14 protein-coding genes are annotated in these 15,153 nt (G+C 68.7%); 7 read left to right on the forward strand and 7 right to left on the reverse strand.

Going from position 1 to position 15,153, the window contains the following annotated elements:
* Positions 1 to 942: a tyrosine recombinase gene (locus EAO27_RS14855; RefSeq protein WP_242771047.1), complete on the reverse strand. Its 942-nt coding sequence runs from the start codon at positions 940 to 942 to the stop codon at positions 1 to 3.
* Between the two features lies 1 nt (position 943).
* On the reverse strand, positions 944 to 2,743 hold the full coding sequence (locus EAO27_RS14860; RefSeq protein WP_242771049.1) for a hypothetical protein: 1,800 nt from the start codon (positions 2,741 to 2,743) through the stop codon (positions 944 to 946).
* 179 nt (positions 2,744 to 2,922) lie between these two features.
* Between EAO27_RS14860 and EAO27_RS14865 the strand changes: the two genes are divergently transcribed.
* Positions 2,923 to 3,486 (forward strand): shikimate kinase, encoded by a 564-nt coding sequence (locus EAO27_RS14865; RefSeq protein ID WP_242771051.1) that lies wholly within the window; start codon positions 2,923 to 2,925, stop codon positions 3,484 to 3,486.
* Entirely contained in the window at positions 3,474 to 4,577 is a 1,104-nt protein-coding gene (aroB, locus tag EAO27_RS14870) for a 3-dehydroquinate synthase (RefSeq protein ID WP_242771053.1), read from the forward strand. Before EAO27_RS14865 ends, aroB begins: the two co-directional genes overlap by 13 nt.
* A gap of 26 nt (positions 4,578 to 4,603) precedes the next feature.
* On the opposite strand, the gene EAO27_RS14875 is transcribed toward aroB, so the two are convergent.
* The 4 genes from EAO27_RS14875 to radA are packed head-to-tail and all read right to left on the reverse strand — an operon-like array spanning position 4,604 to position 8,820.
* Positions 4,604 to 6,478 (reverse strand): cation:proton antiporter, encoded by a 1,875-nt coding sequence (locus EAO27_RS14875; RefSeq protein ID WP_242771055.1) that lies wholly within the window; start codon positions 6,476 to 6,478, stop codon positions 4,604 to 4,606.
* Positions 6,475 to 6,903, reverse strand: coding sequence for an iron-sulfur cluster assembly scaffold protein (locus tag EAO27_RS14880; RefSeq protein WP_242771057.1), 429 nt, complete (start codon positions 6,901 to 6,903; stop codon positions 6,475 to 6,477). The genes EAO27_RS14875 and EAO27_RS14880 overlap by 4 nt, the downstream gene beginning before the upstream one ends.
* The gene (locus tag EAO27_RS14885; protein WP_242771059.1) at positions 6,900 to 7,448 is read right to left on the reverse strand and encodes a CvpA family protein; all 549 of its coding nucleotides are present in this window, start codon (positions 7,446 to 7,448) and stop codon (positions 6,900 to 6,902) included. The genes EAO27_RS14880 and EAO27_RS14885 overlap by 4 nt, the downstream gene beginning before the upstream one ends.
* Positions 7,449 to 7,458: 10 nt before the next feature.
* Positions 7,459 to 8,820: a DNA repair protein RadA gene (gene radA / locus EAO27_RS14890; protein WP_242771061.1), complete on the reverse strand. Its 1,362-nt coding sequence runs from the start codon at positions 8,818 to 8,820 to the stop codon at positions 7,459 to 7,461.
* Positions 8,821 to 8,875: 55 nt separating this feature from the next.
* Here radA and EAO27_RS14895 point away from each other — a divergent pair, with 55 nt between their 5' ends.
* From EAO27_RS14895 to EAO27_RS14915, 5 genes are all read left to right on the forward strand, one after another.
* Positions 8,876 to 9,559, forward strand: a complete 684-nt coding sequence (locus EAO27_RS14895) for a DUF4197 domain-containing protein (protein WP_242771063.1) — start codon at positions 8,876 to 8,878, stop codon at positions 9,557 to 9,559.
* Positions 9,560 to 9,607: 48 nt separating this feature from the next.
* Complete coding sequence (fsa, locus tag EAO27_RS14900; protein WP_242771086.1) at positions 9,608 to 10,258, forward strand: fructose-6-phosphate aldolase; 651 nt, start codon at positions 9,608 to 9,610, stop codon at positions 10,256 to 10,258.
* A gap of 70 nt (positions 10,259 to 10,328) precedes the next feature.
* A complete protein-coding gene (locus tag EAO27_RS14905) occupies positions 10,329 to 11,132 on the forward strand; it encodes an enoyl-CoA hydratase-related protein (protein WP_242771090.1) in 804 nt (267 codons plus the stop codon).
* A 2-nt stretch (positions 11,133 to 11,134) separates the two neighbouring features.
* Positions 11,135 to 12,649, forward strand: coding sequence for an acetyl-CoA acetyltransferase (locus EAO27_RS14910; RefSeq protein WP_242771092.1), 1,515 nt, complete (start codon positions 11,135 to 11,137; stop codon positions 12,647 to 12,649).
* Between the two features lie 81 nt (positions 12,650 to 12,730).
* On the forward strand, positions 12,731 to 13,606 hold the full coding sequence (locus EAO27_RS14915) for a DUF1963 domain-containing protein (RefSeq protein WP_242771094.1): 876 nt from the start codon (positions 12,731 to 12,733) through the stop codon (positions 13,604 to 13,606).
* 19 nt (positions 13,607 to 13,625) lie between these two features.
* Here the strand turns inward: EAO27_RS14915 and EAO27_RS14920 are convergent, their stop codons facing one another.
* Entirely contained in the window at positions 13,626 to 15,125 is a 1,500-nt protein-coding gene (locus tag EAO27_RS14920; RefSeq protein WP_242771096.1) for an aldehyde dehydrogenase family protein, read from the reverse strand.
* Positions 15,126 to 15,153: the final 28 nt, after the last annotated feature.

Consider the following 15,153-nt stretch of genomic DNA (forward strand, 5'->3'; position numbering starts at 1 on the left):
TTAGGACGATGATGCCGCAACGTCAACGCTTGCCGCCTTCGCTCCGAGCACGGTGTCCATGCGCGCCAGCGGGTGGCGCCGGTTGACCAGTTCGACGAGCCGCCGGCTGTCGACATGGGTGTAGATTTCGGTCGTCGCGATATCGGCGTGCCCCAGCATCAGTTGCAGCGCGCGCAGGTCGGCCCCGCCCTCGAGCAGGTGCGTCGCGAAAGCGTGGCGCAGCACGTGCGGGCTGACCGCCGCGGGATCGATCCCGGCGCGCGCCGCGAGATCGCGCAGCATCTGGAACAGCCGCACGCGCGACAGATGCGCCTTTCCCGACGGAAAGAGCCAGGGCGTGTCGGCGGCGACGAGCGGCAGCCAGCGGTCGAGCGCATCGCGCGCGCGTTCGGACAGCGGCGCCAGCCGTTCCTTGTCGCCCTTGCCGCGGATGATCAGATATTGGCGTTCGCCCGCCACGGCGCGGCGCGGCAGCGACACCAGCTCGCTCGCGCGCAGCCCCGAACCATAAAGAAGTTCGAGCAGCAGCAGCATCCGCACGGCGGCGGCCGGCGGCGTTTCGCCCTCCGCTTCCTCACCCGCCTGCGCGAAAAGCCGCCCGACATCGTCGTGGGTCAATAGGCGCGGGAGGGGACGCCGCGTCGCGGGACGCGCGAGCGCCTGCGCCGGATCGTCGGCGCGCTCGCCTTCATCGCGCAAAAAGGCGTAAAATTGTCGCAGCGCCGACAATTTGCGCGCCGCGCTGCTCGCGGCGAGCCCCTGATATTGGGCCATGACGCCCCGCAGCGCCGCGGTGTCGGCACCGGCCAGCCCGCCGCGCACCAGTCCCCCCGCCTGTTCGAGGTCGCGGCGATAAGCGGCGAGCGTGTTGCGCGCGGCGCCGCGCTCGGCGGCCATCATTTCGAGGAAACGGTCGATCAGCGCGGCGTCGGTTTCGCCCACCTCAAACGCGCACCAGCGCCTCGGCGGCGATCATCCGCGCTTCGGACGCCAGCCCGACCTCGCGCAGCGCGCGGACGACATGATAGAGATGATAGGGCGGCATCTTCGACCAGTCGCCCTGCATCCCGGTCGCTGCGAGCAGCGCGACCATGCCGGGTTCACCGCGCGCGGCGGCGTCCGAAATCGCGCGCGTCCAGCGCGTCTGCTTGCCCAGATCGACGCCGAGATCGCTCGCCGCCGACGCCGCCTGCCCCGCGTCGATGCGTCCGAGCCCGGCGAGGCCCGCGAGCAGCAGCTTCGAGCGGAGATAATCGGCGCTGTCGTCATCGCTCGAGAAATTGCTCACCGCGCCGGCGTTCGTACCGTTGAGCGGCTGCGGCGATCCGACCGCGAGAATACCCCAGCTGCGGCTGCCGACATTGATCGTCGGTACCCAGTCGATCGCATTGCGGTCGTAACCGCCCGCGAGCATCGACCCGATCAGCTGCCACGGATCGTCGCCGACGTCGGTGCTGACCGGCAGTCCCGCGGCGGCGCGCGCGGTCGCGACCAGCGCGGCATAGCGCGCGATCGGGCCCGTTCCCGCATTCCACAGGTTCTGCATCGCGCCATAGCGCTCGGCGCCGCTGCCTGCGCCGAAGGCGGTGCGCAGCAGATCGGCCTGCGCCGCGAGCCCCTCGCCCGGCTCCTCGTCGCTTGCAGCGGCGCTGATCAGCGAAACATAGGCCTCGCCCGACAGCACCCCGCGCGCTGCGGCGTCAGGCGCGGCGGCAACACGATCGGCCATTTCGCCCATCGGCGCAAGCACGGTCCAGGCGCGCATCGCGGCGCCCGCCTTGCCGCGCAATTCGGCGGGAATCGGCGTCGCGGTCGCGGTTGCCATGCCGAAGCGCCAGCTCGTCAGCCGGTCGACATTGTCCCACTGGATCGTGATCGACCGCCCACCGCTGACGCTGGCGCCGAGCACGCGTTCGGCAAGCAGAATGTCGAAATTGGCGATCTTGCCGCTCGACCGCACCCGGCTCATCGCCCAGCCCGCAGGTCCTGCCTCGCCCGACAGCCCGGCGCAGATCCCGGCGGCGAGCCGCCAGCTCTGTTCGTCACCGTGCGCGAGGCCGGCAGGAACATAGGGGCAGAGCCCCGTCGGATCGGCGTTGGCCAGATAGACCTGCTGCGCGACCTGAACGAGGCGCGGGCTCGCGCGGTCGTAATCGACCGACTGGACGATGCGGCGCGCGACATTCGCCTCGCCCATGCGCAGCAGCAAGCCGGCGCGGGCAGCAGCAAGGTCAGCGCCGTTGATCGTCGCGGGGGTGTCGATCGCCGAGGCCAGCGAGCGCCGCAGGAGGATCGATCCCCAGCGCGAGGCGACCGGCCCGCGCGTCGCGCGCATGATCGCCGCAGCATATTGGCCGCGCACCCCGAACGCGTCGGGGGCGAGCCCGCCGGTTTCGGGGGTCAGCGGGCCGACGCGCGTCAGCAGGCGCCGCGCGCCGGGCGGCAGGTCATATTTGAGGGTGCCGGGTTCGACCTCCTCGCTCTCCTCTTCGCCTTCCTCGTCGGAGGCCGCGGCGGTCGTCGCGGTCACCGCAGGCGGCGCGACCGAGGCCGGGCTCGGCGCGGGAGTCGGAGTCGGGGCCGTCGGGCGCGGTGCGGGGGTCGGGCTCGGCGCGGGCGTCGGGGCCGGGTTGCCGAACCCTTCGGGAAGGAGCGATTCCTGGGCGAGCGCAGGCAAGATCAGCGCAGCGGCCATGGCGGTGCCCGACAGCCCCAATGTCAGCGACAGCAGCGTCTTTTTCATTGCGTCGCGCCTTCGGCAGTCTTGTCGGTCACTTGCACCTCAATCATTCGCGGCGATCGCGGGGTCTTTTCCCGATCCGCCCCGGTCTGGCAACATCCAATGCCGCCCCGGCGGCTCGCTTGCACGGACACTGCAAAATCATTGTCCCGCGCGTTTCGGGCGGTATAGCCGCGCGGACCATGACGCGAAACCCGAAAAGCCCCGAAACAGCCCTGCCCGCGGATATCCGCGACCGGCCGATCGTGCTCGTCGGGCTGATGGGGTCGGGCAAGTCGACGATCGGCCGCCGGCTCGCACAACGGCTCGGCATGCGCTTCGCGGATGCCGACGACGAGATCGAACGCGCAGCGGGCATGACGATCTCCGACATTTTCGCGCGCTTCGGCGAGGCGCATTTCCGTGACGGCGAGCGCCGCGTGATCGCGCGCCTGCTCACCGGGCGGCCGCTGGTTCTGGCGACGGGCGGCGGCGCCTTCATGAACGAAGAGACCCGAGCGCTGATCCAGCAGAACGCGCTGTCGATCTGGCTCGACGCCGACATTCCGACACTGGTCGATCGCGTCGCGCGCCGCAGCCACCGCCCGCTGCTCAAGGATCGCGACCCGGCCGAAGTGCTGCGCGAACTCGCCGCGGTGCGCAACCCGATCTACGCCGAAGCGCATCTGCGCGTCAGTTCGGCATCGAGCCCGCACGAACATACGGTGCGCGCGATCATGGAGGCCCTCGCGACATGCAGGAATTGACGGTCGAACTCGGCAGCCGCAGCTATCCGATCCGGATCGGCGACGGACTGATCGGCGACATCGGAGCACAGGTGGCGCCGCTGCTCAAGCGCCCGCGCACGATGATCGTCACCGACGAACATGTCGCGCCGCACTATCTGGCCGCGGTCGGCGCCTCGCTGGGCGCCGAGGGCATTTCCTTTTCCTCCTTCGTCCTTGCCGCAGGCGAGGGCACCAAAAGCTGGGACGGACTCGCGCGCCTGACCGACTGGCTGATCGGCGAAGGGATCGAACGCAGCGACCATGTCATCGCGCTCGGCGGCGGCGTGATCGGCGATCTCGTCGGCTTCGCCTGCTCGATCGTCAAGCGCGGCTGCGCCTTCGTCCAGGTACCGACGACGCTGCTCGCGCAGGTCGACAGCAGCGTCGGGGGCAAGACCGCGATCAACGTCGCGGCGGGCAAGAATCTGATTGGCGCCTTTCATCAGCCCGCGCTGGTCGTCATCGACCCCGCGACGCTGGATACGCTGCCGCGCCGCGAACTCGGTGCGGGCTACGCCGAAATCGTCAAATACGGGCTGATCGACGACGCCGGTTTCTTTGGCTGGTGCGAGGCCAACGGCGCCGCGCTGCTGGCGGGCGACCGTGCGGCGCGCCACCACGCCATCGCGCACAGCGTTACAGCCAAGGCGCGCATCGTCGCCGCCGACGAGCGCGAGACGCAGGACGTGCGCGCGCTGCTCAACCTCGGCCACAGCTTCGGCCACGCGCTCGAGGCCGAGACGGGCTATTCGGACCGTCTGCTCCACGGCGAGGCGGTCGCCGCGGGCATGGTGCTGGCGCATCAGTTTTCGGCCGCAAACGGCCTTTGCCCCGCCACCGACGCCGATCGCGTGCGCGCGCATCTGGCCGCGGTCGGCCTGCCGCACAGCCTGGCGAGCGCGGGGGTGAACTGCGGCGGCGGCGAACTGGCGGCGCATATGGCGCACGACAAGAAGGTGCGCGGCGGCAAGCTGCCGCTGATCCTGACGCGCGGGATCGGGCAGAGCTTCGTCACCGACGCCTATGGACTCGACACGGTCGCGGCATTTCTGGACGGCGCGCGCGGCTGATCTCGCAGCGGCTGCGCGGGCGCCGGTCAGCCCGCCGCCTCGGCCTCCTCCTTCGCGAGCTTCGCCGCACGGCGCTTTTCGCGCAGCCGTTCGAGGATGCTCGTCCCCTCGCGGCTGCCGCCCGGCTGGAACCGGTGATCGAGACCCGCGGCCAGGTCGCCCTGGCTCATCTGCGCGTCGAGCCGCATCGCGTCGAGATGGCGCAGCGCCGCCTCGACATCCTCGATCTCGCGGCGGTCGACGTCGAGCTGTTCGAGCGCGAGCAGCCCGAGCGCGACCGAGCTTTCGAACACCTCGCGCACCGCACCGCTGGCGCCCGCCCCGTCGATCGCCATCAACTGGCGCCGGTCGAACACGCGCGTGAGCAGCTTCGCCTGCGGGAAAGCGTCGACGATCGGGCGCAGCGCCTCCGCATCGATGCTGCGGTCGTCGGTGCAGAAGATGATCAGCTTCGCCTCGTCGGCCCCCGCGCGCCGCAGCACGTCGGTGCGCAGCCCGTCGCCATAATAGACTTTGGTGTCGAAGCGCCCCGACAGCTCGATCTGGCTCGGTTTCTTGTCGATCAGCGTCACCGAACAGTCGACCGCATGGAGCATCTGCGCGACGATCTGGCCGAAGCGGCCGTAGCCGACGACGATCGCCGATCCGCGCGGCGCCTTGCCCGGATCGTCGAGCAGGATGTCTTCGCTGCCGGGCGAGAATTCGAGGTTGCGCGCGAACAGCATCAGGAAGGGCGTCGACATCATCGACAGGGTCACGACCGCGCTGAACAGGCTCGCCGCCTCAGGCGCGATGAGCAGCGCGTCTGCCGCCTGGCCGAAGAGCAGGAAACCGAATTCGCCGCCCTGGCTGAGCAGCAGGCCGAGCCCGAGCGCGACGCTCCACGGCTTGCCGAAGGCACGGACGATCAGGGTCAGCACGACGACCTTGGTGACCACCAGCCCCGCGGCGAGCGCGAGGACGAGCAGCGGCCGCGCCAGCACCGCATCGATATCGAGCACCATACCGACAGCGAGGAAGAAGAGCCCGAGCAGCACGAGGCGAAAGGGTTCGACGTCGGCCTCAATCTCGTGCCGATAGGGCGAATCGGCGAGCATCACCCCGGCGATGAAGGCGCCGAGCGCGGTCGACAGGTGGAGGCTGTGCATGAAGGTCGCGCTGGCGAGCACCGACAGCAGCCCGACGACGACGAACAGCTCGCGCTCGCCATAGCGGCCGACGAGCCGCAGCAGCGGATTGACCACGAAGCGTCCCGCGAAAACCAGCGCGACGATCGCCGCGACGGTAGTCAGCGCCATCTGCCACCCCGGCGGGGCATCGACGCTGGCAGGTGCGCGCGACAGCGCCGCGACGATGGTGATCATCGGCACGATCGCGAGATCCTGGAACAGCAGTATCGAAAAGGCGCGTTCACCGAAGGGCGAGTTAATCCGCCCGGTCGCCTTGAGGCTCGGCAGTACCTGCGCTGTCGACGACAGCGCAAGCGGCAGGCCGAGCGCAAGCGCCGCCTGCCAGCTGAACCCCAGCGTCGCGAAGATCAGCGCGGTGAGCACCAGCCCCGTCACCACGACCTGCGCGAGTCCAAGTCCGAAGATCGCGCGCCGGAGTTCCCACAAACGCCGCGGATGCAGTTCGAGCCCGACGAGGAAAAGCAGGAAGGCGATGCCGATTTCGGCGAAGGCGAGCTTCGATTCGGCGCCGCCGACAAGTCCCAGCCCGTGCGGACCGACGAGCGCGCCCGCGATCAGATAACCGAGCACCGCACCGAGACCGAGCCGGCGGAAGAGCATCACGAACAGCGTCGCGACGCCGAGCAGGATCGTCCCCTCGATCAGGGCGGTGTCGGTCGCGCTTTCGGCCACCGCTTCGGTTGCGGCCGCCGTCAGCGCGAGCAGGTTCATGCCTGCACCGCCTCGGTCTCGAACGCCGCGATCGCGGCATCGAAGGGCAGCAGGATCGCGCCCTGCCGCGCCGGATAGTCGCGCGCCGGCGCGAGCAGATCGAAACCCGGCCAGTCGGGCTGGACGCCCTCGCCCGCGAACCAGCGCGCGATCGCGACGCGCGCGGCGCGCAATTCGTCGAGGCTGCGTCCGGGGGCGTGGCGCGCGAGCAGCGCCGCCGACGCCTGACCGAGCGCGCAGGCCTCGACGTGCAGGCCGATCGCCTGCACGTGGCCCGCTTCGTCGGTGTCAAGGTCGAGCAGGATGCGGCTGCCGCAGAGCGGCGCCCGCAGGCTGGCGTGATACGCCGCCTCGGGGCGCGGCAGATACTCGGCGGTCGCGACCGCCAGCGACAGGATATCGCGATTATAGAGCGGCGCGCTCATCGCGTCGTCGCGCCCTGTTTCGCGGCTTCGGCTTCGGCCGCCCGCGCCTCGGCGCGGCGATCGGCGATCACCTGGCTCATCGCCGCGCTCGTCGCGTTGAGCGCCGGATAGGTGCGGCTGTCGGTCAGCCAAGCGGGGCGCTGAACATTTCCGTACCCGATGTCGTAAAGGAAGGTGATCAGCATGAACGCCAGCGTCGCGACGATCAGCCCCTTCACCGCGCCGAAACCTGCGCCGAGCCCGCGATCGAAGCCGCCGACGATCGACGCGCGGCTGCGCTGCCCTATCGCGCGCGACGCCCATTTGGCGAGCGCGAACACCCCGCCGAAGAGCAGCACGAACGCGAGCAGCGACGCGCCCCCCGCCGTCCCGACCCAGCCCGACACAAAATCGGTCACCAGCGGATGGAAAAAACGCACCGCAAGGATCGCGAGCACCCAGGCGAGAAGTGTCGTCACTTCCTGCACCAGCCCGCGCATGAAACCGAGTACGGCAAAGCCGCCGACGAGCGTCAGCACGGCAATATCGAGAATGGTCAAACCCATTTGCCGTGCGCTAGTCGCGCCCGAGCATCAGGTCAACGAGTTCGCCGAGGCGGCCGAAACCGGTCACCGAAATCCCACCGACGCCCTTCATCCCCTTCGGCCCCCAGCCGGTCGAAAAACCAAGCTTCGCCGCTTCGCGGAGCCGCAGCGCGTCGTGCGCGACGGGGCGCACCTCGCCCGACAGCGACAATTCGCCGAACACGATCGCATCGGCGGGCACCGGCCGCTCGCTGAATGCCGAGATCAGCGCCGCGGCAACCGCGAGGTCGGCAGCGGGATCGGTCAGCCGGTAACCACCGGCGATGTTGAGATAGACTTCCGCCCCGCCGAGCTGCAGCCCGCAGCGCGCCTCAAGCACCGCCAGCACCATCGCGAGCCGGCCGCTGTCCCAGCCGACAACGGCCCTGCGGGGAGTCGCCCCGCTTGCCAGCCGTACGGTCAACGCCTGCACCTCGACCAGCACGGGCCTTGTACCTTCCAATGCGGGGAACACGACCGATCCCGGCACGTCGCGGCTGCGATCGGTCAGGAACAGGCTCGACGGATTGGCGACCTCGCCCAGCCCGCCCTCGCCCATCGCAAACACCCCGATCTCGTCGGTGCCGCCGAAGCGGTTCTTGACCGCACGCAGGATGCGATACTGGTGGCTGCGCTCGCCCTCGAACGCCAGCACGGTGTCGACCATATGTTCAAGGACGCGCGGCCCGGCAATCGTTCCGTCCTTGGTAACATGGCCGACGAGCACGAGCGCAGCGCCGCTGTCCTTGGCGAAGCGGATCAGTTCCTGCGCCGAGGCACGGACCTGACTCACCGTGCCCGGCGCGCCCTCGATCAGGTCGCTGTGCATCGTCTGGATCGAATCGATCACGACGAAATCGGGGTCGCTGCCGCCGAGCGTCGCAAGGATGTCACGCACCGAGGTCGCGCTCGCCAGCGCCACCGGCGCCTTGCCGAGCCCCAGCCGTTGCGCGCGCAGCCGCACCTGTGCCGCCGCCTCCTCGCCGCTGATATAGACGACCGACTTGCCCGCCAGCGCCAGCCGCCCTGCCGCCTGCAGCAGCAGGGTCGACTTGCCGATTCCCGGATCGCCGCCGATCAGCGTCGCCGATCCCGCGACGAAGCCCCCGCCCAGAGCGCGGTCGAATTCGGCAATGCCGCACAACATGCGGTCGGGCATGATGCTGTGCGCGTCGAGCGATTCCAGCGCGATCGTGCGCCCGCCCTTGCTCAGGTCGTGCTTCGCCGAAAAGGCGGTCTCGCCCGCTTCCTCGACCAATGTATTCCATTCGCCGCAATCGGCGCATTGCCCCTGCCAGCGATAGGTGACAGAGCCGCAATTCTGGCAGACATATTGACGCTTCGCTTTGGCCATGTCGCCCGCTTAATCGGAACAAAGATGGAACGCCAGAGTTTTCGGGAGAATGATCATGACCACCCTTCTCGCCGATCGCCGGACCCTGTTGTCGGGCCTCGCGCTTGCTCCGCTACTCACCCTCCCCGGCTGCGCCAGCCTGCCGGGCTTCAGTCCGACCGACGCGATCCGTGAATTGCTCAGCCTCTCGTCGCAGCGCGCCTTCGCGCTGCTGCTTCAGCCGAACGGCTTTTACGACAGTCAGGTCGCGCGCATCGACCTGCCGCCCGAGCTTGGCGGCGCGGGCGCTTCGTCAATCGTCGCGCGCGTGTTGCTCACCGGCGCGTTCAAGACGCGGCTGACGAAGCAGGTCAACAGCGCCGCGCGCGAAGGCGCCGAACGCGCCGCGCCGCTCGCCGCCGACGCAATCCGGAACATCAGCATCGCCGATGCTGCCGCGATCGTACGCGGCGGGCCGAACGCGGCAACCGACCTGCTCGAACGGTCGATGGGCCGCAGCCTCGTCGGCGCGATGTTCCCCGGCATCGATCAAGGGCTGCGCCTTGCCGACAATGCCGTCGTCACCGAAGCGCTGCGCGCCGCAACCGGCATCGATTTTCGCGGGCTGGTACAGGATGTCAGCGACCGCACCCATGACGGCATCTACCGCGCCATCGGCAAGGAAGAAGCCGCGATCCGCGCCAACCCGCGCGAGACCGGCAGCCCGCTGCTGACCGCGGTCTTTGGCCTCGCGCGCTAGGCGGCTATAGGCACCCGTACGAATCGCCCTCCCGACAGGAATCCCATCATGAAATTCTTCGCCGACACCGCCGAAATCGCCGACATCCAGGAACTCGCCGCGACGGGGCTGCTCGACGGGGTGACCACCAACCCGTCGCTGATCGCCAAATCGGGGCGCGACTTCAAGGAAGTGACCAAGGAAATCTGCGCGATCGTCGACGGGCCGGTGTCGGCCGAGGTCGTCGCGCTCGACCATGCCACGATGATGCAGGAGGCCGAAATCCTCCGCAAGATCGCCGACAATGTCTGCATCAAGGTGCCGCTGACGATCGACGGGCTCAAGACATGCAAGGCGCTGACCGGCGACGGCACGATGGTGAACGTCACGCTGTGCTTCTCGGCGGCGCAGGCGTTGCTCGCCGCCAAGGCCGGCGCGACCTTCGTCTCGCCCTTCGTCGGCCGTCACGACGACAATGGCTTCGACGGCATGCAGCTGATCGGCGACATCCGCCTGATCTATGACAATTATGATTTCGCCACCGAAATCCTCGTCGCGAGCGTCCGTCACGGCATCCATGTGCTCGAAGCCGCCAAGATCGGCGCCGACGTGATGACCGCGCCGCCGTCGGTGATCAAGGGGCTGTTCAAGCATGTCCTGACCGAAAAGGGCATCGAAGGCTTCCTCGCCGACTGGGCGAAGACCGGGCAGTCAATCTAACATCCGTCGTTTACGGTTGACGTAAACGTCAACTCACGCCGATACTCTTCCCGACAAAGGGAGAGATTCGATGACCGACACCGCTGCACCCGCCGTCCTGACCGAGCGTCGGGGCCATATCCTGATCATCACGATCAACCGCCCCGAGGCGCGCAATGCGGTCAATGCGGCGGTGCATGTCGGCATCGGCACCGCGCTGGAGGAAGCCGAGAAGGACCCCGAGACCCGCGTCGTGGTGATCACCGGCGCAGGCGACAAGGCGTTCTGCGCGGGCGCCGACCTGGTCGCGCTGTCGCGCGGCGGACAGCTGGCGCCCGACGACAAGGCGCAGCAGGCGTGGGGTTTCGGCGGCTTTGCCGCGCACCCGATTTCGAAACCGATCATCGGTGTGGTCAATGGCTTCGCCTTTGGCGGCGGTTGCGAGCTCGCGCTGATGTGCGACCTGATCGTCGCGTCCGAGAATGCCCAGTTCGGCCTGCCCGAGGTCAAGGTCGGGCTGTTCGCCGCGGCGGGCGGGGCTTTTCGCATCGTCAAGCAATTGCCGCAGAAGCTCGCGATGGAACATCTGCTCACCGGCGATCCGTTCGACGCCGCCACCGCGCTGCGCTATGGCTTTGCCAACCGTGTCGTACCGCTCGCCGAGCTGATGCCGACCGCGATCGCAATCGCCGAAAAGATCGCGGGCAATGCGCCCTTGTCGGTGCAGGCGTCGAAGCGCGTCGCGCTCCGCATCATCGACGGCCAGATCGCGGGCGACGACGCGCATTGGGACGACAACAAGCGCGAGCGCAAGATGCTGATGGCGAGCGAGGACGCCCGCGAAGGCCCGCTCGCTTTTGCGCAGAAGCGCAAGCCCGAGTGGAAGGCGCGCTGACCATGGCTCCGACGATCGCAACGACCGATGCCGAACGCATTCCCGTCATCATCGGCGTCGGGCAGGTCAACGACCGGCCCGAAGACCCCGATCAGGGGCTCGATTCGCTCGGCCTGATGGTTGCCGCGCTCGAGATCGCAGCCCGCGATGCGGGCGTGTCGCTGACCGAGATCGACAGCCTGGCGATTGTCGACCAGATCAGCTTCCACAGCCTCGGCAAGCTGCCCGAACCGCTCGCCGCCGCGATCGGTGCGGCGCCGAAGGTCAATTACCAGTCCGACGCGCCGCACGGCGACACCCCGATCCGCCTGCTCAACGAGGCCGCGAACCGCATCGGCGCGGGCGAGGTCAAGCTGGCCGCCATCGTCGGCGCCGAAGCGCTGCGCACCGCCGCGGGGCGCGCCGCCAAGGCCGCGAAGGGCGAGGACAAGAGCTATAATGCCGTGCGGCAGGTCGCGACGCGCCGCGAGCCCAATTATTCGCAGATGCACGGCCTGTCGGCGCCGGTCGACGTCTATCCGCTCTATGAGAACGCCACCCGCGCCGCCTGGGGGCAGAGCCTTGAGGAAGCACAGTTCGAGAGCGCCGAAATCTGGTCGCGCTTCTCCGAAGTCGCGGCGGCGAACGACGGCGCGTGGATCCGCAAGCCCGCCTCGCCCGCCGACATCCTCGACGTGAACGAACGCAACCGGCCGATCGCCTTCCCCTATTCGAAGCTGATGGTCGCCAATTCGTCGGTGAACCAGGGGGCGGGCTTCATCGTCACCAGCCTCGCCGAAGCGCGCCGGCGCGGTATCGCCGAGGATCGCCTCGTCTACGTCGGCATGGGCGCTGCCGCGAAGGAACCCGCGAACATCCTCCACCGCGACCGCTACGACGGCAGCGTCAGCATGGAAACGAGCATCAACCGCACGCTCGCCCTCAACGCCATGACGGTCGAGGATTTCGACTGCGTCGAGCTCTACAGCTGCTTTCCGTGCGTTCCCAAGATGGCGCGGCGTACGCTCGGCTGGCCGTGGGATCGCCCCGCGAGCGTGTTCGGCGGCCTGACCTTCGGCGGCGGCCCGATCGCCAATTACATGAGCCATGCCGTGGTCTCGATGGTCGAAAAATTGCGCAAGGAGGGCCGTTACGGCTTCCTCTTCGCCAATGGCGGCTTCGCGACCGACAATCATTGCATCGTGCTGGGCAGCGAACCGATCGCCGCCGCCAGCTTTCCGCAGGACTTCGACTATCAGGCCGAAGCCGAAGCGAAACGCGGCCCGGTCCCCGAGCTGGTCAAGGATCATGCGGGCGCGGCCACGATCGAAAGCTATACGGTCTTCTACGGCCGCGACGGCGCGCCGAAGGCCGGGGTCGTGGTCGCACGGACGCCCGCAGGACAGCGGACGCTGGCGCATGTCGATGTGAGCGACGCCGCGATGCTGGCCTTTCTGACCGATGGCAAGGCCGAACCGGTGGGTGCGGCAGGACAGATCGTCGCGCTGGGCGAGGATCGCTTCGGCTGGCGGGCATAAGCCTGTCCCCGCCCGCGCGCGGGTGGGGATGATCGCCAAATTCGCTCGCTCCCGGGGCGCGAAGCCGATAGGCTCCGCCGCATGAGAGCGTTTTTCATTCCGGTCGCCCTCGCGGCGGCGAGCATCACCGCCTGCGCCGCCGCGGCGCCCGCCGAACCAACGATGCAGGAGCTGGCGCGCGATCCCGCGGTCCGCGAATTTTCGGCGTGGCAGCAGCAGCACGGCCTTCCCGCGATCGAACTCGAACCGGCCGGACCGGCGCCGTCAACGCCGGGGGGCACGCGCATCGGCGGCGCGGTCTGGCTGGCGGCTGGCGAAGCCTGGCCGGCCGATGCCAGAGGGCAGCCGATGGCTTTTCTCGCGCAGCTCGATTTTGGCGCGATGCCGCCCCTGCCCGACTACCCCGACAGCGGAATCCTGCAATTCTTCATCGCGCGCGACGACCTGTACGGGGCGAATTTCGAAAAACCGGAAGCCGGCCAGTTCCGCGTCATCTGGCGCGAGAAGATCGAGGGGCCCGGCAAATTGCACGCGGGCCGGCCGCAGGGCGATCAGGGGATCGACGATTATTCGCCGCTTCGCGACGACGCGGTCAAACAGGGCATCGCGCTGACGCCGAAACGCACCGACCAGTTTCCCTCGACCGATTCCTGGCTCGCCGAGCGGGACCTCGGCAAGCTGCTCGAAGGCGACAAGGACGGCCGCATCTATGCCTTTGCCGACAAGCAGTTCGAAGCGGCGCCCCCGCAGCATCACGTCGGCGGCCATCCGGGCTTCACCCAATCGGACTGGCGCGCCGCGCCGCGCTATCAGGACGTCGATCGCGTCCTGATCAACCTGTGGAGCGACGATCGCCTGATGTGGGGCGACATGGGGCAAGGCCAGTTCTTGATCCGGCGCGAAGACCTGCTCAAGCGCGATTTCAGCAAGGTCTTCTATCAGTGGGATTGCTACTGATCGCCGCGTGCGGCGGCGCTCAGATATCGAACGAGACCCCTTGCGCCAGCGGCAGCGCGTCCGAATAATTCACCGTATTGGTCGCGCGGCGCATATAAGCCTTCCAGCTGTCCGACCCGCTTTCGCGGCCGCCGCCGGTTTCCTTCTCGCCGCCGAACGCCCCGCCGATCTCGGCGCCGCTGGTGCCCAGATTGACGTTGGCGATGCCGCAGTCGCTCGCCGCCAGGAAACGTTCGACCTCGCGCATGTCGGTGGTGAAGATCGCCGACGACAGGCCCGCCGCGACATCGTTGTGGACGTCGATCGCCGCGTCGAGATCGTCATAGCGCATGACGTAGAGGATCGGCGCGAAGGTTTCGTCGAGCACCGGCCCCACCTGTCCGGGCATCTCGACCAGCGCCGGGCGCACATAATAGCTGGCGCCTTCGCCGACGCGGTCGCCGCCATGGACGACCCCGCCCGCCGCGCGCGCGGCCGCCAGCGCCTCCTGCATCATCTCGTAGGCGGCACGATCGATCAGCGGTCCGACAAGCACATCCCCTTCGAGCGGATTGCCGATCAGGACGCTGGCGTATGCGGCCTTCATCCGCGCCACGAACATGTCGTAGATGCTGTCATGCACGAACAGCCGCCGCGTCGTCGTACAGCGCTGCCCCGCGGTCCCCATCGCCCCGAAGGCGACGCCGCGCAGCGCAAGGTCGAGGTCGGCCGAAGGCGCGACGATCGCGCCATTGTTGCCGCCGAGTTCGAGAATCGCGCGCGCGAAGCGCCCGGCGAGCCGCGGCGCCACCGCGCGCCCCATGCGCGTCGACCCGGTCGCCGAGACGAGCGCGACGCGCCGGTCGTCGACGAGCGCCTCGCCCGCTTCGCCGCCGCCGACCAGCAGCTGCGACAGACCCTCGGGAGCGTCGCCGAAGCGCACCACCGCTCGCGCGAAGATCGCCTGCACCGCGAGCGCGGTCAGCGGGGTCTTTTCGGATGGCTTCCACACCACGCTGTTGCCGCACACGAGCGCGACGGCCGCATTCCAGGCCCATACCGCGACGGGGAAGTTGAACGCCGAAATCACCCCGACGACACCGAGCGGATGCCATTGCTCCATCATCCGGTGACCCGGGCGCTCGGTCGCGATGGTGAAGCCATAGAGCTGCCGCGAGAGACCGACCGCGAAGTCGCAGATGTCGATCATCTCCTGCACCTCGCCCGCGCCCTCCGACGGGATCTTGCCCGCCTCGATCGTGACGAGCCTCGCAAGATCGTCCTTCACCGCGCGCAATTCCTCGCCCAACAGCCGCACCAGCTCGCCGCGGCGCGGCGGCGGGACGCGGCGCCACGCACGAAAGGCGCCGGTCGCGCGATCGAGCGCCGCATCGATCGCCGCCGCATCGGCAACGCGCACCATCGCGACCTGTTCGCCGGTCAGCGGCGTCAGGACGGGCATCGATCCTTCGGTCCAGTCGCGCCGGCCGACGCCGAGCGCGTCCAGCAACGCTTCGATCTCCTGACCCAGCCGCCCCATGTCATGCCCCCTCAAAAACGCGCTCGCG

The organism is Sphingopyxis sp. YF1, assembly GCF_022701295.1.
Taxonomy (GTDB): Bacteria; Pseudomonadota; Alphaproteobacteria; order Sphingomonadales; family Sphingomonadaceae; genus Sphingopyxis.